Here is a 22366-nt window from a genome sequence, read left to right as displayed (position 1 = left end):
TGCTATTTATTTTATTATAGGGAGTGCCTGATGATGAAAGTCACAGGCTTTTTTTATTATATTACATTAAACCTTGTTGCAATGCCAATTGTACAATGACAACTAGAGTATTCATACCAATATGGGTGATCATTGGTGCCCAGATTCGCCCAGTGGATCGATATAGTAAACTAAAGAAAAATCCTAAAAAGAAGTAGACGAGTAAATGCCCATCATTGTGTGCTAATGCAAAGAGCAAGGAACTAACACTTGCACCTACCCAAAAGTTGGTATAGTGACCAACGATGCCAAGAATACTCCGACGAAATACAAATTCTTCCATGATTGGTCCGGCAATAGTTGTAGCAATAATAAAAGCAGGAGTATCTAAAATCAGTTGGATAATATTTTGCGTATTTTCAGATGGAGAGACTTCTCCAAAAAAGAAACTCTCGATCATAACCGCAATACTTTGTAAAATCAGAGCGATAAAGATACCAATGACTCCATATAAAATGATTTTTGAGCGAGAAGCAACTGGTACGTTTGCTTCGATTTCAATCGGTTCTTTATGCTTGAGGTACAAGAACCACAGAATGATTGCACCTAAGATATACGTAACTGTTGTTGCATTGATCAAACCTGACGTTGAATTTACAAGTCCGACAGATGTCAGAAGTAAAGGCGAGACAAACACTAGTCCGTAACAAAAAATGCTAAAAAAGCTATATTTTTTTAATGACATATGAAACCTCCTTGAGCTAAGTGAAAAGCCAAGTATAACTTTCTTTCTTGCTCTAATAATATAGGAAAAGCAACCTTTCGTTGAACGTTAAGTGAAGAAACTTAGTAGCTTAATCAACTTCTGTGTTACTAAACACTATCTATTATTCATTATACCATATCAAGATGTTTCTCTGATCAGTTAGTATTGATCGGCTTTTTCACGACCTGATAAACGGTGTTCAAGAAGCAACACTTCAACAATAAGTCAAAAAAATCCAAAATGTAAAAGCCATTTTTGATTTTTCTGTCTTATTACTCAGTGCTGAGCGCTTCTTTCACAACCTAGATAAACGGTGTTCAAAAGCCAGCTCCTTCAATATTAAGTCAAAACTTGAAAAAATATGAGAAGCTATTTTCTCAAATTTTTCCTTAACACTTGGAGCTGATCGGCTTTTTCACAACCTAGATAAACAGTGTTCAAGAAGCAACACTTCAATAATAAGACAAAAAAATCCAAAATGAAAAAGCCATTTTTGATTTTTCTGTCTTATTACTCAGTGCTGAGCGCTTCTTTCACAACCTTCTTTAAAAATTTTTTTTCTATGATTTAAAAAGCTTGCAAAAGAATAGGAGAATGAGTATTATTAAAAATGTAGGTTAGCACTCGATGTGATAGAGTGCTAATGGATTCAAAAAAAGAGTTATCGGAGGGATTTATCGTGTTAAAACCATTAGGTGATCGCGTCATCATTGAAGTCGCGCAAGAAGAAGAAAAAACTGTTGGAGGAATCGTTTTAGCTTCATCAGCGAAAGAGAAACCTCAAACTGGGACAGTTGTAGCAGTGGGTGAGGGACGTTTGCTAGAAAACGGCGAAAAAGTTCCTGCAGCTATTAAAGTAGGCGACCAAGTAATGTTTGAAAAATATGCCGGTACAGAAGTGAAATTTGAAGGAACAGAATATTTGATCGTCTCTGGAAAAGATATCATGGCGATTGTTGAGTAAGTACAAAACAAAAATAATTGATGAGGTGACGAAAAAATGGCAAAAGAATTGAAATTTGCAGAAGATGCACGTGCAGCAATGTTACGTGGTGTAGATAAATTAGCAGATACAGTAAAAGTGACATTAGGACCAAAAGGCCGTAATGTTGTTTTAGAAAAATCATATGGTTCTCCATTGATCACAAATGATGGTGTGACGATTGCAAAAGAAATCGAATTAGAAGATCATTTCGAAAACATGGGTGCAAAATTAGTTTCAGAAGTTGCATCTAAAACAAATGATATCGCTGGAGACGGTACAACGACTGCGACTGTCTTGACTCAAGCAATTGTCCGTGAAGGTTTGAAAAACGTCACAGCTGGTGCTAACCCATTAGGTATTCGTCGTGGGATCGAATTAGCCACTAAAACAGCAGTGGAAGAATTACACAACATCTCAACTGTTGTTGACTCAAAAGAGGCTATTGCACAAGTTGCTGCTGTTTCTTCTGGTTCAGAACAAGTGGGCCGTTTGATTGCAGATGCAATGGAAAAAGTCGGCAATGACGGTGTTATCACAATTGAAGAATCTAAAGGAATCGAAACAGAATTAGATGTCGTAGAAGGTATGCAATTTGACCGTGGTTACTTGTCACAATATATGGTAACAGACAACGACAAAATGGAAGCTGTTTTGGAAAATCCATACTTATTGATCACTGACAAGAAAATTTCAAATATCCAAGATATCTTACCTTTATTAGAACAAATCTTACAACAATCACGTCCTTTATTGATCATTGCTGATGACGTGGATGGCGAAGCGTTACCAACATTGGTATTGAATAAAATCCGTGGAACATTCAATGTTGTTGCTGTAAAAGCACCAGGTTTCGGCGACCGTCGTAAAGCAATGTTAGAAGATATTGCTGTCTTGACTGGTGGTACAGTGATCACAGATGACCTAGGATTAGAATTGAAAGATGCAACAATCGAAAACTTAGGAAATGCTTCAAAAGTAGTTGTGGATAAAGACAACACAACAATCGTTGAAGGTTCAGGCGATAAAACAGCCATTGATGCACGTGTTCAATTGATCAAAAACCAAATCGCTGAAACAACTTCAGACTTTGACCGTGAAAAATTACAAGAACGCTTAGCGAAACTTGCCGGCGGAGTAGCAGTCGTAAAAGTCGGAGCAGCAACTGAAACAGAATTAAAAGAATTGAAACTACGTATTGAAGATGCGTTGAACGCTACTCGTGCTGCTGTTGAAGAAGGTATGGTCTCTGGTGGTGGTACAGCATTAGTGAACGTGATCAACAAAGTAGCCATGATCGAAGCAGAGGGCGATGTAGCAACAGGTATCAAGATCGTTACTCGTGCATTAGAAGAACCAATTCGCCAAATTGCTGAAAATGCTGGTTATGAAGGATCAGTTATTGTTGATAAATTGAAAAATGTTGATTTAGGAACAGGATTCAATGCAGCAACTGGTGAATGGGTAAACATGGTGGAAGCCGGAATCGTTGACCCAACAAAAGTAACTCGTTCAGCATTACAAAATGCAGCATCTGTATCTGCATTACTATTAACAACTGAAGCAGTTGTGGCAGATAAACCAGAACCAGCAGCACCTGCTGCACCAGCTATGGATCCATCAATGATGGGCGGCATGATGTAATAACTCCAGAAGAACCTTGTTCAATCAAGGTTCTTCTTTTTTTGTCTTCTTAGAAAAAAAGCATAAATAGAGCAAAATACGAGTGTATAGTAATGAGATTGTGCATTCATATTGTTTAGATAGAAACGATATAAACCACTGAATAGATAATCAAATCATCATCGTTTTGTATGTTTATTTCGTAAATATTACCTTTGACGGAAATTTCATTTCTCTTGACATTTCTTTCACTCTTTCGCTAGCGAAGTTCACAAAGTTATGCTATATTTGTGATATCATTATAATGTATACGCATTCATAGTGATAGGAGATCGAATTGTAGGAGGATGAAAATGAATAAATTGATGGAATGGATGGAGAGATATATCTTGCCAGTTGCCACGAAGATTGGTTCGGAAAAGCATCTGGTTGCTTTACGTGATGCGTTTATTGGAACCATGCCGGCAACGATGGCTGGGGCAATTGCTGTGCTATTGAATGCGTTTATGCGTGATTTTCCTAACACGTATCTAGGTGACGGGAATGCCATTACGACTTTCTTTACACCAGTAATTGGTGTGAATGGGTTGATTTGGAATGGTACGCTAGCGATTATGGCGGTCGTATTCGCATTGTCACTAGGTGCAAATTTGGCAAAGGCATATGAAGTGGACCCTGTATCAGGAAGTATTGTATCTTTAGTTGCATTTATTATTGGATTACCTGATGCTGCCACAGCTGTTTTGACGTTGCCAGAAAAATTGTCACAAGATGCGATGGACATGATCACTACAGCAGGCGGCGTGATTGCTGATGGTGCTGATGGTGGACAGACGCTTTCAATGGGCGCTTGGGGTTATTTCAACTTTGGGAAATACATGGGCGGTTCTGGTCTTTTTACAGCTATGATCTTTGGTTTTATTTCTGTTATCATTTTTGCACTATTGATGCGTAAAAAAATTATTATCAGAATGCCAGAATCAGTGCCACCAGCAGTTGCACGTGCTTTTGCCGCAATCATTCCTGCAGTTGTTTCTTTATATGTTGTGGGAACGATCAATTATATCTTCCGACAAACAGCAGGAGTACCATTGATTGACTGGATCTCTGAAGCGATTCAAAAACCTTTGATGAATTTATCGCAAGGGTATGGTGCAGTATTTATTATCGTGTTACTTGTTCATGTGCTTTGGTTCTTTGGATTACATGGAACAAACATCATGTCACCAGTATTACAGACACTTTATGGTACAGCGATGGTCGAAAATACCAATGCTTTTCAAAATAATGAACCAATCCCTTTCAAATGGGTAGCAGGTTCATTTGAAGCATTCGTATGGCCTGGTGGTGCCGGCGTAACGTTGGTATTGATCGTCATGATTTTATTTTTATCAAAACGTGCCGATTATAAAACAGTTGGTAAGCTAGGGATTGCTCCTGGTTTGTTCAATATCAATGAACCAGTGATGTTTGGTCTACCAGTCGTATTGAATCCATTGTTGATGATCCCATTCATCGTCGCACCACTTGTAACGGCAACCATCGCTTACTTCGCGACAATGGCCGGACTGGTTCGCCCAGTGGTGGTAAATGTGATTTGGGTCATGCCAACGATTATCAGTGGGTTCTTAGCAACCGCAGGTGACTGGCGTGCCATCGTCTTGACGATCGTCAATCTCTTAGTCGCTGCTTTGATTTGGGCACCATTTATCTTGGCTGCAAACCGTTTAGATCCTAATCTAGGTGAACCAGAGGAATAAAAGAAGCAAACTCCTTGCTATGAGACGCGTTTCATACCGTATACTCAAAGCATAAATAAAGGAGGGCTTCTTATGAATACCTATATCAAAGCAACGCAAGGCACAAAGGATCAATGTTTTTACGCATTTGTTGAGTTTAAAGATTCCATGCTCGTGTTGTCTAGTTTTCAAGGCCTTAATCGATCGGTGATCAAAAAAATCAATTTAGCAGATATTTCTGGTTTGACCAAGGATAATTATTGGGGTGGTCAACGAATCAGTTTCTACGACCAAGGAACATTGTATCAATTTTTCGAATGTGGACCCGCTGTGGTAGACTATCTACAAGAAAATCTTTTTGTATAGGTGGCGAACAGTAGTCATGGCAAACATCCGAGATATAGCCAAACGAACAGGATATTCTGTTTCGACGGTATCCCGTGTCATCAATCAACATCCTTATGTCGATGAAGCGAAACGAACAGAGATCTTGAAAGTGATCAAAGAATTAAATTATGTACCGAATGCCAATGCCAGACAACTAAGTTCTGGAAAAACTAAAAATATTGGTGTCATTTTACCTTACACAAATCACCCATATTTTGATCAGTTGCTCAGTGGAATCATTGAAGTCGCTTTTAGTGAGGGCTATAAAGTGACATTGTTGCCAACAAACTACCAAATAAAACGGGAACAACAATATTTAGAAGAGTTTGCGGCGAAAGCATTTGACGGATTGATCATTACATCAAGAGCAAATCCCTTAGAGTTGTTGCTTGATTATCAACGCTATGGCCCTATCGTCTTTTGCGAAAAGATCGAAGACTTGGAAGTAACGAGTGTCTATATTGATCGGAAACAATCGATTACTGATGGCTTATCCTTTTTAAAAGATCAAGGTGTCAAACGTGTAGGTGTCACCTTAGGAAGAACCGGTCGAATGAGTTACAATTCAAAAATCACATTGAAACTGTGTAAAGAGATTTTTCCTGAATTTAATGAAGCTGATGTCTACTGGCAGTGTATTGATACCGAACATGGGAAATTGGCTGGGAAATTTTTTAAGGAACGAGGAATTGATGGCATTTTCACGAATTCAGACACAGTAGCAGCCGGAGTTCTCCAAAGTTATAAAAACCAAAAAATACCGATCGTTGGTAGGGAAAATATGCTGATCAGTGAATTATTAAATTTTTCAACAATTGATCACCATCTGAAACAATGTGGTGAAACCGCTTTTCGTTTGTTTTTGAATGATACAGTCGAACAAGTAAAGATTCCGTATACTTTTATTCAACGTCCGTGAAATAAAAAAGACAAATCCACAAAAAGGATTTGTCTCAGATTGTAGACAAAGTACTTATTTATAGTGCTTTGTCTTTTTTTATACGTTAAAATAAAACTATGAATTGGAGGTGTAACCCGATGCTCTCAAAACAAGATATGAGTAAGCGTGCACAGATGGGCTTTTTTGCTCTTGAAGACTTAGTTCCCCAAGACCATTTATTACGACAAATGGATCAGTTTATTGATTTTTCTTTTATTTACGATTTGGTAAAAGATAAATATGATGAAACCCAAGGACGGCCAAGCTTAGATCCCGTTCTTCTAATTAAATTACCGATGATTCAATATTTTTTTGGTATTAAAAGCATGAGACAAACCATCAAAGAAATTGAAGTGAACAACGCTTATCGATGGTTTTTGGGGTTAGGGTTAGAAGATGCAGTTCCTCATTTTTCTACATTTGGTAAAAACTATACGAGACGGTTCAAAGGAACCACTACATTTGAACAAATCTTTTATGAGATTTTAGCACAATGTATGATGGAAGGAATCGTTGATACCTCTGAAGTTTTTATTGATGGGACGCATATTAAAGCACATGCGAATCGAAACAAGAAAGAATCCGTCGAAGTGATGGATCAAGCCTTCTTTTATACGGAAAAATTGACAAAAGAAATTGAAAAAGATCGAGAAAAACGCCTAAAAAAGCCCTTAAAAGAAACAAACGCAGAAACTAAAATAGCTATGAAAAAAACAAGTACGACTGATCCCGAAAGTGGTTGGTTTCATAAAGGTGAGCATAAAGAAGTTTTTGCTTATAGCGCACAAGTAGCATGTGATAAAAACGGCTGGATACTAGGCTATACGACCCACCCAGGAAACTTACATGATAGTCGTACGTTTATTACTTTATTTAGAAAGCTCAAAGGAGCTTTTACTCTAGATAAATTGATTATGGATGCTGGGTATAAAACGCCAGCAATCGCTCAATTACTTCTCGAAGAGAAGCTGACGCCTGTTTTCCCTTATAAGCGACCCATGACGAAAGCGGGTTATTTCAAGAAGAACGACTATGCCTACGATGAATATTATGATTGTTATATCTGTCCTAATGATAAGATCCTCACTTATTCGACAACGAATCGAAAAGGATATTTAGAATACAAAAGTAATCCAGAAGAATGTAAAAATTGTCCTGTTCTATCTACTTGTACAAATTCAAAAAATCATACAAAAGTAATCACCAGACATATTTGGGCGAAAGCAATCGAACGATGTGAGGAAATACGTCACCAAAGAAATTTTAAAGACCTATACAGAAAAAGAAAAGAAACAATTGAACGAATTTTTGGTACAGCAAAAGAATTTCACGGATTACGTTATACGAATCAAATAGGAATTGAAAAAATGCACATGAAAATTGGGCTTACTTTTGCCTGCCTAAATATGAAAAAATTAGTAAAAATCAAAAAAGGCAGAGCAAGAAAGGAGTGTTTTTCTTTAGAAAAACAAAGCTATTTCTCTTTAATTATTGAAAACATACATATAAAAAAGACAAACCTCATTTTTACATAAGGTTTGTCTACAATCTGAGACAAATCCACAAAAAGGATTTGTCTTTTTTTATTTATGCGTGAGCTTGAATGATCTCATTCAATGCTACAGCGGCGCCTTTACCACAGCGAGAATCATAGTATTCAGTAAAACGTTCATCTGAGATATACAGCATACCTAATCCTTTGTGGGCTTCTGCTTGATACGTGGGCCAACTAAATGATAGCCATTTTTTATGTGCATCAAAAATTTCTTTTGCAAGTGCCTGATTTGATTGGTCAGACAGATAAGACGTTAAGTTCGTTAGTAATTGTTGCTCAACTTCTTGCATTTCTTGGTATTTTTCTTGGGAAAGGTTTTGCCATTGTTCGTTTGCTTTATCAATGGTTTCTTCTCCGTATTTTTCCCGGATCTCTGTGCCGTAGTTTACTTCATTTTCAGTTATTTTTTGTTTTTTAAATCCTTCAAATTTTTCTTGGTCAGTCATCTTTTTTCCTCCTTTGAATTGTGCTAATGTTTGTTGGACGGTTGCCAGGAGAGTATCAATTTCTGCTCGTTTCTCTAGTAGTTTTCTCTGGTGTTCGATGAGTGCATGTTGATGATCAAAGGTAGGATCATCTAATAATTCGCGAATTTGGTTCAGTGGAAAATCTAAGGATCGATAAAATAAAATTTGTTGTAGACGATCGATTTCTTGAGAACCATAGATACGATAACCAGCTGAATTGATCCGTTTGGGTTTGAGTAAATCAATTTCATCGTAAAAACGTAGTGTACGACTACTTACTCCTGAGAGCTGTGCCATTTTCTTAATTGTGTATTCCATTGTTTTCCCTCCTGACAAAACTAGCATAATCCTTGACGTAACGAGAAGGTCAAGTGAAAAATCATCTTTTTTATCTAATTGATTATATGTTATACTATTAAACGAAGAGAGGGAAATCAAATTGTTTTTTTATCGTCTTTATGAAAGCGATTTATTTTGTTGATTAGAAAAATTAAGAAAAGAGGAAAAGTATGAAACTGTTTGAAACCCCGATTACGAGCAACTTGAATATCAAAACTTTTTATCCAAAAATCGTTGATTTCTTTTTTAGAAATTCTGCTATTCGATTTTATAAACTATTTTCTTTAGATCGTACACAGATTTTGTTGATCGATACCTATAATCAAGTCCAATTAGTGATGATCAATACAAAAAAGAAAATCACTAAACAGGAAATTGATTATGCAATCAAAAAAGTGTTGAAAACAGAACGATCAGCGGTCAATATCCATGTAGGTGTCAAGCAAGAATTAGAAGAAGCGGGTGTTCAGTTCAAACGGCCGAATAAGGACATCGTCATTGTAGAACAAGCCATTGCAACGATTGCATAGCTCGATCAATACAGCAAGAAAGTTATGGATGATCCTAAATTGAATAAGCGATAGGAAGTAAAGCGCCTAAATTCCAAGATAGTTTGATTTTTGGGATTTAGGCGTTTTTTTACAACTTAGATAAACGGTGTTCAAGAAGCAACACTTCAATAATAAGCCAAGAAAATCCAAAATGAAAAAGCCATTTTTGATTTTCCTGTCTTATTACTCAGTGCTGAGCGCTTCTTTCACAACCTGGATAAACGGTGTTCAAAAAGCTGACCTTCAACATGAAGCTGAAAAATCAAAAAATATGAGGAGCTATTTTCTGATTTTCCATCTTACTGCTCAGGTCAAAACGCTTCTTTTACAACCTAGATAAACGGTGTTCAAAAAGCAACACTTCAATAATAAGCCAAGAAAATCCAAAATGAAAAAGCCATTTTTGATTTTCCTGTCTTATTACTCAGTGCTGAGCGCTTCTTTCACAACCTAGATAAACGGTGTTCGAAAGCCAACTCCTTCAATAGTAAGGCAGAACTTGAAAAAATATGAGAAGCTATTTTCTCAAGTTCTGCCTTACTACTTGGAGCTGCCCGGCTTTCTCACAACCTGTCTCTTATTTCTTTACTTTGTACAAAATAAAACAAGATTTCTTTTACTAGGGTATTTTTTTGTTATAATGGATAAGAAATGAAAATTGGCTAAGAGGAGCAATAAAAAAGATGACGACAACTTACTCAGATGACAGTTTGACGCTACATACGGATCTTTACCAGATCAACATGATGCAGACTTACTGGGAACTAGATAGAGCAGATAAACATGCAGTTTTTGAATGTTACTTCCGCGAGATGCCATTCAATCATGGTTATGCTGTTTTTGCAGGGTTAGAACGATTAGTAGATTATTTAGAAAATTTGACATTTACAGATACAGATATTGCGTATCTTCGTGAGATGGCTGTTTATCCGGAAGGTTTTTTGACGTATTTACGTGAATTCAAATTCAAAGCGACTGTCCGTTCCGCTCGTGAAGGAGAACTTGTTTTTGCGAATGAGCCATTGATCCAAGTGGAAGGTCCATTAGCTCATTGTCAATTAGTAGAAACAGCCTTATTGAATATGGTGAACTTTCAAACGTTGATCGCGACGAAAGCGGCTCGTATCAAATCAGTGATCGGTGACGATCCATTATTGGAGTTTGGTACACGTCGTGCGCAAGAATTGGATGCTGCGGTTTGGGGTACTCGTGCTGCTTACATTGGTGGAGCAGATGCAACGAGCAATGTTCGTGCAGGGAAAATTTTCGGGATTCCAGCAAGCGGTACCCACGCTCATTCTCTTGTTCAAAGTTATGGGAATGACTATGAAGCATTTATGGCGTATGCAAAGACACACAAAGATTGTGTTTTTCTAGTGGATACTTACGATACCTTGAAATCGGGTGTTCCTAGTGCGATCCGTGTGGCAAAAGAACTTGGCAACAAGATCAATTTCCAAGGCGTACGTATCGATAGTGGCGATATGGCGTATATTTCGAAACGGGTCAGAGAACAATTAGATTCCGCTGGTTTTACAGAAGCGAAAATCTATGCCTCAAATGATTTAGATGAAGCGACGATTTTAAACTTAAAAATGCAAAAAGCAAAAATCGATGTTTGGGGCGTGGGAACAAAGTTGATCACCGCCTATGACCAACCGGCTTTAGGTGCAGTCTTCAAACTGGTATCCATCGAAAATGAACAAGGTGAAATGATCGATACGATCAAATTGTCTAGCAATGCAGAAAAAGTTACTACACCAGGTAAAAAACAAGTATGGCGTATCACTCGTAACTTTGATGGAAAATCAGAAGGCGATTATGTGACGCTATGGGATGAAGATCCTCGACAAGAAGAAGAGATCTTCATGTTCCACCCGACACATACCTTTATCAATAAAACCGTTCGTGATTTTACAGCTCGGCCAATTTTACAAGATATTTTTGTTGAAGGAACGAGAGTCTATGACTTACCGACATTAGAAGAAATCAAAGAGTATACCAGAGGAAACTTAGATTCTCTTTGGGAAGAATACAAACGTGATTTGAATCCGCAAAAATATCCTGTGGATCTATCAACAGATTGCTGGAATCATAAGATGGCAATCATGGAACGAATGAAAAAAAGCGTCACACAATTAACGAGTGAACTATAGGAGGAATGGAAGATGAATCATTTACAACAAGCAATCATCGAAGAATTAGGCGTGAAATCAGTCATCGATCCTCAAAATGAAATTCGTGTGAGTATCGATTTCATGAAAGAATATTTGAAAAAGAATCCCTTCTTAAAAACCTTGGTTTTAGGTATCAGTGGAGGACAAGATTCTACTTTAGCTGGACGCTTAGCTCAATTAGCAATGGAAGAAATGCGGGAAGAAACGAAAGATGACAGTTACCAGTTCATCGGTGTACGTTTGCCTTATGGAGAACAGGCAGATGAAGAAGATGCTAAAGCTGCGTTAGATTTTATCCAACCAGACGTCCAATTACGTGTAAATATCAAACCTGCAGTAGATGCGCAAACGCAAGCGTTGATTGAAGCAGGTGTAGAAATCAGTGATTTCAATAAAGGAAATATTAAAGCGCGTCAACGAATGATCACGCAATATGCGGTTGCAGGACAACGCGCAGGGGCTGTGATCGGTACCGACCACGCAGCTGAAAATATTACTGGCTTCTTTACGAAATATGGTGACGGTGGGGCAGATATTTTGCCATTGTTCCGCTTGAATAAACGCCAAGGAAAAGCATTGTTGAAGGCTTTAGATGCGCCAGAACATCTATATACCAAAGTGCCAACAGCTGACCTTGAAGAAGGCAAGCCGATGATTGCTGATGAAGTCGCATTAGGTGTCACATATGATGAAATCGACGACTATTTGGAAGGAAAAGAAATTCCTGCAGATGCACAGCAAAAAATCGAGCAATGGTGGAATAAAACACAGCATAAACGTCATTTGCCAATTTCGATCTTTGATGATTTTTGGAAATAAATGAAGTGAAAAAATAATCAAATAAACCGTGAATCCTTTGTTGATCAAGGGATTCACGGTTTGTTTTTGTTTGTATTCGTTTTTTGCTCTCCAGTGTATTTTCAAGATGGAAATTTTTATTGCTTTGCTTCATTCTCATAGAAAAGAAGGCTTAATAATCAAATTGTCCACATTAGAAGAGTCAGTATTGAAAGAAACAAAATAGGATTGGCTATCCTTGATTGGCACTCTTCGGCAGTTTGAAACAAATCAATGTTCCTTAAAAAAATCATTTGATAGCGACAATAGCATCTATTTCTACTTTGAATCTTGGATCAATCAATCCGGCTACTATTACTACTGTCATTGCCGGTTTATTTTCTCCATACAGTTTTATAAGTGTCGTCCTAAGCGATCCTAAAAAGGAAGCATCAGTTAAATACACGTTCATTTTAACAATATTTTGGGTACTTGCTTTGTTATCCATAATGATGGAATTTATTTTTTCAACAACGATTTGTATTTGCTCATCGATACCATCGGGAATGTAATCCCCTTTTTGAGGTGTCTGTCCGGAAATAAATAATAAAGGTGAATCTGTCATAATACTATTTGAATAGATAGCCATAAAATTACTCCTTTTCATTGATATTATTACTCAGTGCTGAACGCTTCTTTCACAACCTATGATAAACGGTGTTCCAAAAGCTGACCTTCAACAGTAAACTGAAAAATCAAAAAATATGGAAAGCTATTTTCTGATTTCCCAGCTTACTGCTCAGGTCAAACCGCTTCTTTCACAACCTAGATAAACGGTGTTCAAGAAGCAACACTTCAATAATAAGCCAAAACCATCAAAAATGAAAAAGCCATTTTCGATGGTTCTGTCTTATTACTCAGTGCTGAACGCTTCTTTCACAACCTTAACTATAATACACCTTCATCTTGATATCTTGATCGTAGTTGCCGAAACCTTTGCCGAATAGGGTGCAGCCACCGACGTTTTTGGCGTCTTCTTTGACTTCGATGCGGAAGGTCCAGACGTCTTCGTTTCTTGGGATGTCATTGATCGTGATTTCAGATAATGGTTCGCCGTTGATATTGGTCAAATGTTTAGTGATACGGATTGTTTTCAATAGTCCGTATTGATTTAGATTATCTGGGTACCAGTCTGGGGTATGTTTTCCACGAATGTCTGCGAAATCTCCTGGGCTTGTCCAGTTACCTAATTCCACGCCGTTTAGGCTGAAAGTGATATCCGATGGCCAATTGTCGTTCGAAAAGGGAAACTCGGAAGACAGCTCAACGGACAATTCCAACATTTCCAAAGTATCTTCTTCGTTTAGGAAGTTTGGTGTTTGATATTCAACAAATCCGCTTGTAAACCACAGAATCCGTGCATCCATTCGTCGTGGATCGGCAAAGTAACGTGGTTCATCGACTTTGCCGATAAAATCATGGATCGTTGCCAGACCGCATGTCGGCTCGATTGAATAGCGGGTATAATGACCGATAGGGATCGATGTTTCTTTCGTATCAAAGGCATTGAAGATTTTTTCTGGAAACGTGATGTTGATTTTATCGACACGTAAGCTGGAAATTTTTTTTTGACCTATTTTTTCAGATTTGATGATATTTGCTTCTTCAAGTTTTTTTACATGCATTGTTGTAATCGCACTACTGATACCGAGTGCTTGGGCAAGCTCTTTGATATTCATTTTGTTTTTTGAAAGTAACTGGATGATTTTTATCCTTGTTTTACTAGCTAAAGCTTCATAAACAGGTAATGATTCTTCATTGATTTGGAGTTGCATGATTTTTCACCTCTTATTTAGGTTTTTGTTTAACTATATATTAACATAAATATTAATTTATAGGTTAATATCATAAAACTAATATTTATAATTAATATTTATGTTAATTATAATGTAAAAATATTTTTATATTTAATAATATTATTATTGACAACGCTTTCAAAGAAAGATATGATTCATGTATAAATTAAAGGAGGGGAATCATGGAAGCTGTAATGTCAGTTAGTCGTGTGCAAAAGATAGGGGAAATCGATCGTCGTTTGTATGGCTCGTTTATTGAACATATGGGACGTGCAGTGTATGGAGGGATCTATCAACCGGATCATCCGACTGCAAATGATATGGGATTTCGCCAAGACGTCATGGAGCTAGTCAAAGAACTATCGGTACCATTGATCCGGTATCCAGGTGGGAATTTTGTTTCTGGGTTCAATTGGGAAGATAGCGTGGGTCCTATAGCGGAGCGGCCGAAAAGATTAGACCTTGCTTGGCGATCTTTAGAAACAAATCAAGTGGGTGTGCATGAATTTGCTGCGTGGTGTCAAGAAGTGGGCGCTGAGATCAATATGGCGGTCAATCTTGGAACACGTGGCTTAGATGCTGCAAGAAATCTAGTAGAATATTGCAATTATCCTAGTGGTACTTATTGGAGTGAGCAAAGAATAGCAAATGGACAAACCGAACCTTTTGCGATCAAGACGTGGTGTTTAGGCAATGAAATGGATGGTCCTTGGCAAATCGGTCATAAGACAGCAGCGGAGTATGGACGGCTGGCAGAAGAAACAGCGAAAGCAATGAAACTTGTCGATGAATCGATCGAAGTCGTTTTATGTGGTAGCTCGAATAGTCAAATGCCGACATTCGGTGAGTGGGAATTGACTGTATTGGATCAAGCCTATGAACAAATCGATTATCTTTCATTGCATCAGTATTATGGCAATCAAACAAATGATTTGAAAAATTATTTAGCTCGTTCAGTCGATATGGATCAGTTCATCTCTGGTGTTGTTGCGATGTGTGATGCAATCAAGGCGAAAAAACACAGCAAGAAACAAATCAATCTATCTTTTGATGAATGGAATATTTGGTATCATTCGACAGAACATGATCAAACAGTCAAGCCATGGCAAGTTGCCCCACCTTTATTAGAAGATCACTATAATTTTGAGGATGCTTTAGTATTGGGCTGTTTATTGATCACTTTGTTAAAACATTCTGATCGAGTAAAGATTGCTTGTTTGGCGCAGCTAGTCAACGTGATTGCGCCGATCATGACAGAAGAAGACGGTGAAGCATGGCGTCAAACAATCTATTATCCATTTATGCAAGTCGCGACTTTAGGACAAGGTATTGCTTTACGACCTGAAATCACTGTCGATACGTATGCAACGAGTGAATTTGATACAGTCCCATATTTAGAAAGTATCGCAGTACTCAATGAAGAAAAAAATGAGTTGGTGATCTTTGCAGTGAATCGTGGAGAAGAAGAGATGAGTTTAGATCTACAATTTTCTGACTTAAAGATTGAGGAAGTCATCGAGTTTTCAGAGATGTCTGGCTATGAAATCAAAGCGGTCAATCAAGCAGGAAATGAGCAAATCAAACCTGTGTCTTCAAAAGCCTACGAACATAAAGAAAATCAGTTGAATTGCAAATTGAAACCGTTATCTTGGAATGTGATCCGTACAAGCTTGACCCCGAACAAATAAGGAGGAGATAGAGATGCGAGGAAAAAAATTGATTATTGGTTCATTGTTGTTGGCTGCGACTGGAATATTAGGTGCTTGTGGCGGTGGTGCTTCTTCCCAAAGTAAAAATGACGGAGAAGTCACACTCTCTTTTTGGAATGGGTTTACAGCTTCTGACGGGGAAATCTTACAAGAGATCGTCAATGATTTTAATAAGAATAATGACAAAAACATCACGATTGAGATGGATGTGATGACATGGGCTAATTTGAATGAAAAATTACCAACGGCTATTTCTTCAAAAAAAGCGCCAGATTTTGTTGCACTGAACTACGCTGATTTTGCTCAATATGTGGAGAATGGGGCTGTACAGCCTGTAGATGATTTCTGGGAATATGACGGTGTGGATAAAGGAGATTTCAAAGATACTGCGGTAGATCTAGGAATGGTGGATGATCAGCAATACTTTATTCCGATGCAAGTACAAGGGATGTATATGTATTGGAACAAAGAATTATTCAAACAAGCTGGCTTGGATGAAACAACACCACCAACTACTTGGACAGAATTAACAGAGATGGCTCCGCAACTGACCGATAGTAGTAAAAATGTCTCAGGTTTTGTCTTCAATAAAGACGGTACTGCACCACTTTATAACTGGATGAAGGCAAATGGAGGAAAACTTGTCAGCGATGACTATACAAAATCTGAGTTCGCTTCACCAGAAAATCTTGAAACATTAACAGCCATCCAAAAAATGATCCATGTCGATAAAGCAGGACCAGAATCGATTTCGGGAGCAGAGATGGATAACTTGATGAACGCTGGACAATTATCGATCATCATCAACGGACCGTGGTTGAATAACGGCTTGAAAGCAAACGAAATCGATTATGGTGTAACGACATTACCGCAAGCAAGTGCGGACGGTGAAAAAACAGCGATTTTAGATGGTGTTGGTTATGCAATCCCAGCAAGTACAGATAGTGACAAAAAAGAGGCAATCTATGAATTCCTAAAATACTGGAACACAAGTGAAATCGGTAAAAAATGGAGTATTGAAAATGGCTTCCCTGCCTATTTATCATCTGTCGCAGAAGATGAAGAAGTGAAGAATGATCCTATCGTATCGGAACTATCCAAACAAATGGAATATGCTGAACCTTATCTACCAGGATTCACGAAGATCGCAGCAATCAATAATGACATCATCAATCCATTGATCGAAAAATTGTTGGCTGGTGAAGATCCAGAGCAACTCATGAATGATGCAGATGATCAGATCAATGATCTACTAAAGGAATAATCGAGTAACAGTTCACAATGAAATCAAAACAACAAAGGAAACAGAAGTAATCTCGTAGAAGATAAGGCGAAAGTCTATAAATTGCAAAAACATATTTATCGCTTTCGCTTTCCTTTTTCGAGAAAAACTTCTTTCCTTTCTTGGTCTGATTTTTTATCGCTTGAACTTTTCATCAAGGAATCCATCGAATAAGAAAGAGGGGAAATAGACGAAATGAAAGCATTCACCAGATACTGGAACCGACCGGATCGAGCGGCTTATTTGTTTTTAGTGCCATCCTTTTTGATTCTACTGTTATTCACAGTGGTGCCACTGATTGGTACATTTGCGATCAGTTTTACTGATTTGAACATCTTTTTTACTTCAAGAGAGTTCGTAGGCATGGATAACTTTTTGCGGATCTTTGGGGATGAACGTGCGGTCAATTCACTTTTCCATACGTTGTATTTTACCTTACTTGAAACACCAACACAGATTATCGTTGGTTTATTAGCTGCGGTGATCTTGTCAAAGAATACTCGTTTCAATCGCTTTTGTCGCTCAACTTTTTATATCCCTGTTATTTGTTCCTTAACATCCATTGCAATCATCTTTTCAATGTTGCTTGACCCAAACGTTGGGGCTATCCCTTACCTTTTCTCACAAGTAGGTTTGCCGATTCCACAATTTTTCCGTGATCCAACATTAGCAATGCCAACAGTTGCGCTGATGACGGTTTGGAAAAATTTCGGTGTCACAATGACGATCCTGATCACTGCTATTCAAGGAATCTCCCCTTCGCTTTACGAATCAGCGCAAATGGATGGAGCAACCAATCGTCAACAATTCTTTAATATCACGTTACCGCAGATCGTCCCATCTCTTGGTTTTTGTATCTTGACCAACTTGATTGGTTCCATGCAAGTGTTTGACCAAGTATATGTGGCAACGAACGGCGGACCACAATTCAAAACGGAAACAGCTGTCCAATACATTTATAGTCGCGGCTTCACCGCTCCATATGAGTTAGGCTATGCTTCCGCATTATCTTCAGTACTGTTTGTCATTGTAGCTGTGCTGGCAATTTCGACCAATTTATATATGTCAAGAAAAGAAAAACAAATGAAATAGGGGGGAGTAATAATATGCTTTCGGAAAGTTATACAGCAGTTTCAACGAATCGTCGGAAAAAGTTTGATGGAAAGAAATGGTTACGTGTCGTCGGAATGTTACTCGTATTATTGATTATCGCTTTTCCTTTTCTATGGTTGATCATTTCCTCGTTCAAATATGAAAAAGACATTATTTCTTTTCCCCCGAGAATTTTTGCAGATGAATATACCTTTGAGAATTATATCAAGGTTTGGACGACTATTCCGTTGTTAGATTACATCAAAAACACAGTAATCTTTGCAGGTGGGACAGTGATTACTTCTGTTTTCTTTGATTCTCTTGCAGGGTATGCTTTTGCTCGGATGCGCTTCAAAGGGAAATCGGTGTTGTTTTACTTTGTTTTGTTAACGATGATGATCCCATTTCAAGTCTTCATGATCCCACTGTTCATCCAAGCAAATTTTTTAGGCATGTTAGATACGTATGCCGGATTGATCATTCCTCGGATGACCACTGCTTTTGGGATATTTATGATGCGGTCGTTTTTTGTGACTTTACCAGATTCATTGGAAGAAGCTGCACGTATTGACGGGTTAGGTGAGTTCAAGATTTTCTTGAAGATCATGTTGCCTTTGAGTAAGCCAACACTTCTATCACTAGCAATCTTTACGTTGATGAACAGTTGGAATGATTTATTGTATCCACTGATTTTGACAACAAGTTCGAAAATGCGGACGTTACCTGCAGGATTAGCTTTATTCACCGGACAAAATATTTCATTTTATGGACCGGTGATGGCAGGAACAGTTATTTCGATGTTGCCATTGTTGATCATTTATATTTTTGCTCAAAAATACTTTGTACAAGGAACTGCAATGTCTGGCATGAAAGAGTGAGAAAATGAAATTAGTCGAAACAAAATGGTATGGTCAATTGATCCAAATTTCCGATCATATCTTATTAGGGATTTTATGGGTCGTCGTTTCTTTGCCTTTAGTCACAGTAGTACCAGCCACAACAGGGGTCTTTACAGCGTTGAATAAATGGAAGAATGGCGAATCAGGGCATGTTTGCTATTCATTTTTGCAAGGCTTTAAGCGTAAGTTTTTTCTTCAATTAGTGATGAGTTGCGTGACCATCATCAGTTATTTTGCGATGAATCTTATTTTGCAAGAATCTGCTATTTGGTTAGTGATTTGTGGGTATGTAACAATGTTGGTTTTTACGATGTTTTTACTTTCTTGGTGTAGCTCTCTTGCCCAAAATAACGCGCTTTCCGGAAAGGAACTTTTTCAAGAAAGTACGTGGTGGGTGTTGACCAACTTTTTGAAGAATCTTGTATGTTGTGGCATATTATTAGTTTTTCTTGTGCTTGTGTTTATGTTTCCGCCGATTATTTTTGTATTAGCAGGTGGGGTTTGGTGGTTGATCAATCATTTAGTGGGAAACAATAATAGGAAAGGAGTGTGGCAATGAAAAAAGTTGAACTAAAGGTACGTCAAGGATTTTCTAAAGGAGCAATCAGTCCACGACTCTTCGGTTCTTTTGTTGAACATATGGGAAGTGTCGTGTATAACGGAATATTTGAACCAGGACATCCGACCGCAGATAAGAATGGCTTTCGACAGGACGTACTTTCTTATGTAAAAGAACTGTCTTTAGGGGTGATCCGTTATCCTGGAGGGAATTTTACTTCAGGATATGACTGGCAAGATACGATTGGTCCAGTCACCGAGCGTCCAAAAAAAATCGATCTTGCATGGCAAGGAATCGAACCAAATACATTCGGGCTACATGAATTTTTCAAATGGTTAGATATGGTAGAAGCGGAGCCAATCATGACGGTAAATCTAGGCACAAAAGGAATCGATGATGCGCGTAATCTAGTAGAGTATTGTAATTTTCCTCAAGGAACCTCTTGGAGTGAGTTACGCAAACAAAACGGACAAGAGCAACCTTTTAACGTGAAACTTTGGTGCTTAGGAAATGAGTTAGACGGTCCCTGGCAAATTGGCGCAAAAAGTGCCTATGAGTATGGTCGCTTAGCCAATGAATCTGCCAAAGCGATGAAATTAGTCGATGAATCGATCGAAACGATTTTAGTCGGTAGTTCGACGCCACGCTTAGCGTCTTATCCTGAATGGGACCGAATCGCTTTAGAAGAAGCATATGAAAACGTAGATTATATTGCTTTGCATAATTACATCGATAAATATGACGAAGAAGATTTGACTAAACCTCCAAAAAATGAGCGAGCAGATACCAAAACTTACTTAGCTAAAGCGGAACGGTTTGATCGACAAATCGAAGAAATCATTGCGACGTGTGACTATGTGAAAGGCTATCTACGCAGTGACAAGACGATGTACTTAGCTTTTGATGAATGGAATGTTCATAGCCAACCAGAACAAACCTATCAAAAATTCCAAGAGGGGTCACCAATCGATTGGTGCCAGTTCACTATGGAAGATACATTACTGTTCGGCACATTGGGTCTTGCGATTTTACGGCATGCAGATCGTGTCAAAATTGCTTGCCAATCGCTTTTAGTCAATACCATCCCGCTTATCTTAACAGAGAAAAATGGGATCGCATGGGTAAATCCGACCTATTATGTGATGCAACATCTGGCAAAATATGCGAAAGGCACTGTATTAGATCAACAAACGTTTTGTCCCACTTATGACTGTGATACTGGAAAAGAAGTGCCGATCATTGATAGCGTCGTTGTCGAAAATGAGCAAGAAATCGTACTGTTTCTAGTGAATCGCACAGAAGAGAAAGTGTCCATTACGACAACGCATGATTTTGAGCTGGAGACTAAAGCAGTCCAACTAGTCGTAAAAAGTGATCATTTACTTGATAAAAATACGAAAGACGCACCGAATACGATCCAGCCGATAGAACAAGTAATCGATGTAAATGAAAAGAACACGATCCATATGGTGCTTGAAGCATATTCTTGGAATGTCATCAGACTAAAAAAATGTGAGGAACCTTTATGAAAAAAACAACTTATGCTAATCCAATCGTCCTTGAACGAGCCGATCCTTGGATCTACAAACATTCGGACGGCTACTATTATTTTACGGGTTCTCTACCTGGTTATCAGTCCATCGAATTAAGACGTGCGAAAACGATCGATGGCTTGAAGCATGCAGAAACGTTACTGGTTTGGCATGCACCTAAAACTGGACCCATGAGTCAGTTGATCTGGGCACCAGAAATCCATTATATCCAAGGAAAGTGGTATATCTATTTTGCAGCCAGTGATCATGCAGAGATTCGTGATCGTGATCATCACCATCGGATGTTCGTTCTTGAAAACACGTCAATTGATCCAATGAATACTGAGTGGGAAGAAAAAGGGCAAATCAACACGGCTACAGATACGTTTAGTTTAGACGGCACGACTTTTACACATCAAGGAAAGTTGTATTATGTTTGGGCGCAATTAGACCCACGCATTCCGGGGAACTCCAATCTCTATTTATCAGAAATGGCAAATCCTTGGACACTGACCGGGAAACAACTATTATTAGCCATCCCAGAATTTCCTTGGGAAAAGCAAGGATTTGCAGTCAATGAAGGACCAGCCGTACTGGTTCGTAATGGGAAAATATTCATCACTTACTCAGGGAGTGCCACTGATGAAAATTATGCGATGGGTTTGCTGTGGGCAGAAGAGTCAGCGGATCTACTTGACGGTTATTCTTGGCATAAAAATCCTGAACCTGTCTTTGTCTCTTCGGAGAAAAATAAGCAGTTTGGACCGGGACATAACTCCTTTACTCGCTCAGAAGATGGCAAAGAAGATGTATTAGTTTACCATGCACGACCAGAAAAAAATGAAGGAATCGATCCTCTGAACAATCCCAATCGTCATGCCAACGCACAAGTATTTTCGTGGGACACAGAGGGGTTCCCAGTTTTTGGTGAACCAGTTGCGTATTCGGCTGATATTTGAGCATCATTTCAATCAAAGTGACATAAAGCCCTTCAAGAAATAAGCGGTAATAGCCACAATTTGTTGTTCAAAATTGTGGCTATTACCGCTTATTCTTTGCGAGCTGGAGAGACTAAGACACAGTTTCATTCCTTTTGTTTTCTATTTATTTTTTTATAAAATTGGTCGTTCAGACTACTTGTTTTTTGAACTTTAC

19 protein-coding genes and 1 pseudogene are annotated in these 22366 nt (G+C 38.2%); 16 read left to right on the top strand and 4 right to left on the bottom strand.

Going from position 1 to position 22366, the window contains the following annotated elements; genetic code table 11:
- Window positions 1–61: 61 nt before the first annotated feature.
- Window positions 62–724 carry a lysostaphin resistance A-like protein gene (locus tag IGJ00_RS13000; protein WP_438844519.1) on the bottom strand — a complete coding sequence of 221 codons (663 nt, stop codon included), beginning with the start codon at window positions 722–724 and terminating at the stop codon, window positions 62–64.
- A gap of 700 nt (window positions 725–1424) precedes the next feature.
- Between IGJ00_RS13000 and groES the strand changes: the two genes are divergently transcribed.
- The 6 genes and pseudogenes from groES to IGJ00_RS12970 all read left to right on the top strand — a co-directional run bounded on the left by groES (window position 1425) and on the right by IGJ00_RS12970 (window position 8093).
- Window positions 1425–1709, top strand: coding sequence for a co-chaperone GroES (groES, locus tag IGJ00_RS12995; RefSeq protein ID WP_019723198.1), 285 nt, complete (start codon window positions 1425–1427; stop codon window positions 1707–1709).
- Window positions 1710–1745: 36 nt separating this feature from the next.
- On the top strand, window positions 1746–3371 hold the full coding sequence (groL, locus tag IGJ00_RS12990) for a chaperonin GroEL (protein WP_010736685.1): 1626 nt from the start codon (window positions 1746–1748) through the stop codon (window positions 3369–3371).
- A gap of 332 nt (window positions 3372–3703) precedes the next feature.
- Window positions 3704–5110 (top strand): PTS sugar transporter subunit IIC, encoded by a 1407-nt coding sequence (locus IGJ00_RS12985; protein WP_071866414.1) that lies wholly within the window; start codon window positions 3704–3706, stop codon window positions 5108–5110.
- 72 nt (window positions 5111–5182) lie between these two features.
- Window positions 5183–5455 (top strand): hypothetical protein, encoded by a 273-nt coding sequence (locus tag IGJ00_RS12980; protein WP_071866413.1) that lies wholly within the window; start codon window positions 5183–5185, stop codon window positions 5453–5455.
- Between the two features lie 16 nt (window positions 5456–5471).
- Entirely contained in the window at window positions 5472–6395 is a 924-nt protein-coding gene (locus tag IGJ00_RS12975) for a LacI family DNA-binding transcriptional regulator (protein WP_438844518.1), read from the top strand.
- A 119-nt stretch (window positions 6396–6514) separates the two neighbouring features.
- Window positions 6515–8093 (top strand): annotated as a pseudogene (locus IGJ00_RS12970) (IS1182 family transposase).
- Here the strand turns inward: IGJ00_RS12970 and IGJ00_RS12965 are convergent.
- Window positions 8004–8756: a MerR family transcriptional regulator gene (locus IGJ00_RS12965; protein WP_074799387.1), complete on the bottom strand. Its 753-nt coding sequence runs from the start codon at window positions 8754–8756 to the stop codon at window positions 8004–8006. The pseudogene IGJ00_RS12970 and the gene IGJ00_RS12965 sit on opposite strands and share 90 nt — an antisense overlap.
- Before the next feature lie 191 nt (window positions 8757–8947).
- On the opposite strand from IGJ00_RS12965, the gene IGJ00_RS12960 reads away from it, so the two are divergent.
- The 3 genes from IGJ00_RS12960 (at window position 8948) to nadE (ending at window position 12324) form a co-directional block, all read left to right on the top strand.
- Complete coding sequence (locus tag IGJ00_RS12960; protein ID WP_438844517.1) at window positions 8948–9307, top strand: DUF1827 family protein; 360 nt, start codon at window positions 8948–8950, stop codon at window positions 9305–9307.
- 704 nt (window positions 9308–10011) lie between these two features.
- Window positions 10012–11484, top strand: a complete 1473-nt coding sequence (locus IGJ00_RS12955) for a nicotinate phosphoribosyltransferase (protein ID WP_010736679.1) — start codon at window positions 10012–10014, stop codon at window positions 11482–11484.
- Between the two features lie 12 nt (window positions 11485–11496).
- On the top strand, window positions 11497–12324 hold the full coding sequence (nadE, locus tag IGJ00_RS12950; protein ID WP_071867837.1) for an ammonia-dependent NAD(+) synthetase: 828 nt from the start codon (window positions 11497–11499) through the stop codon (window positions 12322–12324).
- Window positions 12325–12592: 268 nt separating this feature from the next.
- Here nadE and IGJ00_RS12945 read toward each other — a convergent pair whose 3' ends face one another.
- Together IGJ00_RS12945 and IGJ00_RS12940 are read right to left on the bottom strand one after the other, a co-directional pair.
- Complete coding sequence (locus IGJ00_RS12945) at window positions 12593–12931, bottom strand: RidA family protein (protein WP_142433743.1); 339 nt, start codon at window positions 12929–12931, stop codon at window positions 12593–12595.
- Between the two features lie 295 nt (window positions 12932–13226).
- The gene (locus tag IGJ00_RS12940; protein ID WP_019723205.1) at window positions 13227–14117 is read right to left on the bottom strand and encodes an ArsR/SmtB family transcription factor; all 891 of its coding nucleotides are present in this window, start codon (window positions 14115–14117) and stop codon (window positions 13227–13229) included.
- 203 nt (window positions 14118–14320) lie between these two features.
- Between IGJ00_RS12940 and arfA the strand changes: the two genes are divergently transcribed.
- The 7 genes from arfA (at window position 14321) to IGJ00_RS12905 (ending at window position 22170) form a co-directional block, all read left to right on the top strand.
- Window positions 14321–15826 carry an arabinosylfuranosidase ArfA gene (arfA, locus tag IGJ00_RS12935; protein ID WP_438844516.1) on the top strand — a complete coding sequence of 502 codons (1506 nt, stop codon included), beginning with the start codon at window positions 14321–14323 and terminating at the stop codon, window positions 15824–15826.
- 13 nt (window positions 15827–15839) lie between these two features.
- Window positions 15840–17111 (top strand): ABC transporter substrate-binding protein, encoded by a 1272-nt coding sequence (locus IGJ00_RS12930; RefSeq protein ID WP_108145432.1) that lies wholly within the window; start codon window positions 15840–15842, stop codon window positions 17109–17111.
- Window positions 17112–17324: 213 nt separating this feature from the next.
- Complete coding sequence (locus IGJ00_RS12925; protein ID WP_010736673.1) at window positions 17325–18221, top strand: carbohydrate ABC transporter permease; 897 nt, start codon at window positions 17325–17327, stop codon at window positions 18219–18221.
- Window positions 18222–18235: 14 nt separating this feature from the next.
- The gene (locus IGJ00_RS12920; protein ID WP_010736672.1) at window positions 18236–19099 is read left to right on the top strand and encodes a carbohydrate ABC transporter permease; all 864 of its coding nucleotides are present in this window, start codon (window positions 18236–18238) and stop codon (window positions 19097–19099) included.
- Between the two features lie 4 nt (window positions 19100–19103).
- Window positions 19104–19679: a DUF624 domain-containing protein gene (locus IGJ00_RS12915; RefSeq protein ID WP_438844515.1), complete on the top strand. Its 576-nt coding sequence runs from the start codon at window positions 19104–19106 to the stop codon at window positions 19677–19679.
- Window positions 19676–21208, top strand: a complete 1533-nt coding sequence (locus tag IGJ00_RS12910) for an alpha-N-arabinofuranosidase (protein ID WP_115358246.1) — start codon at window positions 19676–19678, stop codon at window positions 21206–21208. Before IGJ00_RS12915 ends, IGJ00_RS12910 begins: the two co-directional genes overlap by 4 nt.
- Entirely contained in the window at window positions 21205–22170 is a 966-nt protein-coding gene (locus tag IGJ00_RS12905; protein ID WP_438844514.1) for a glycoside hydrolase family 43 protein, read from the top strand. The genes IGJ00_RS12910 and IGJ00_RS12905 overlap by 4 nt, the downstream gene beginning before the upstream one ends.
- Window positions 22171–22366 lie beyond the last annotated feature (196 nt).

It is taken from the genome of Enterococcus sp. AZ062, assembly GCF_051715065.1.
Lineage (GTDB): Bacteria > Bacillota > Bacilli > Lactobacillales > Enterococcaceae > Enterococcus_B > Enterococcus_B mundtii.
Note: the sequence above shows the minus strand (reverse complement) of the source record. Positions and strands in the feature narration are given on the sequence as shown.

Bases quoted from the DNA above. Each gene is read 5' to 3' on its own strand.
- IGJ00_RS13000 (WP_438844519.1), bottom strand. From the start codon at position 724: ATGTCATTAAAAAAATATAGCTTTTTTAGCATTTTTTGTTACGGACTA.
- groL (WP_010736685.1), top strand. From the start codon at position 1,746: ATGGCAAAAGAATTGAAATTTGCAGAAGATGCACGTGCAGCAATGTTA.
- IGJ00_RS12985 (WP_071866414.1), top strand. From the start codon at position 3,704: ATGAATAAATTGATGGAATGGATGGAGAGATATATCTTGCCAGTTGCC.
- IGJ00_RS12980 (WP_071866413.1), top strand. From the start codon at position 5,183: ATGAATACCTATATCAAAGCAACGCAAGGCACAAAGGATCAATGTTTT.
- IGJ00_RS12975 (WP_438844518.1), top strand. From the start codon at position 5,472: ATGGCAAACATCCGAGATATAGCCAAACGAACAGGATATTCTGTTTCG.
- IGJ00_RS12965 (WP_074799387.1), bottom strand. From the start codon at position 8,756: ATGGAATACACAATTAAGAAAATGGCACAGCTCTCAGGAGTAAGTAGT.
- IGJ00_RS12960 (WP_438844517.1), top strand. From the start codon at position 8,948: ATGAAACTGTTTGAAACCCCGATTACGAGCAACTTGAATATCAAAACT.
- IGJ00_RS12955 (WP_010736679.1), top strand. From the start codon at position 10,012: ATGACGACAACTTACTCAGATGACAGTTTGACGCTACATACGGATCTT.
- nadE (WP_071867837.1), top strand. From the start codon at position 11,497: ATGAATCATTTACAACAAGCAATCATCGAAGAATTAGGCGTGAAATCA.
- IGJ00_RS12945 (WP_142433743.1), bottom strand. From the start codon at position 12,931: ATGGCTATCTATTCAAATAGTATTATGACAGATTCACCTTTATTATTT.
- IGJ00_RS12940 (WP_019723205.1), bottom strand. From the start codon at position 14,117: ATGCAACTCCAAATCAATGAAGAATCATTACCTGTTTATGAAGCTTTA.
- arfA (WP_438844516.1), top strand. From the start codon at position 14,321: ATGGAAGCTGTAATGTCAGTTAGTCGTGTGCAAAAGATAGGGGAAATC.
- IGJ00_RS12930 (WP_108145432.1), top strand. From the start codon at position 15,840: ATGCGAGGAAAAAAATTGATTATTGGTTCATTGTTGTTGGCTGCGACT.
- IGJ00_RS12925 (WP_010736673.1), top strand. From the start codon at position 17,325: ATGAAAGCATTCACCAGATACTGGAACCGACCGGATCGAGCGGCTTAT.
- IGJ00_RS12920 (WP_010736672.1), top strand. From the start codon at position 18,236: ATGCTTTCGGAAAGTTATACAGCAGTTTCAACGAATCGTCGGAAAAAG.
- IGJ00_RS12915 (WP_438844515.1), top strand. From the start codon at position 19,104: ATGAAATTAGTCGAAACAAAATGGTATGGTCAATTGATCCAAATTTCC.
- IGJ00_RS12910 (WP_115358246.1), top strand. From the start codon at position 19,676: ATGAAAAAAGTTGAACTAAAGGTACGTCAAGGATTTTCTAAAGGAGCA.
- IGJ00_RS12905 (WP_438844514.1), top strand. From the start codon at position 21,205: ATGAAAAAAACAACTTATGCTAATCCAATCGTCCTTGAACGAGCCGAT.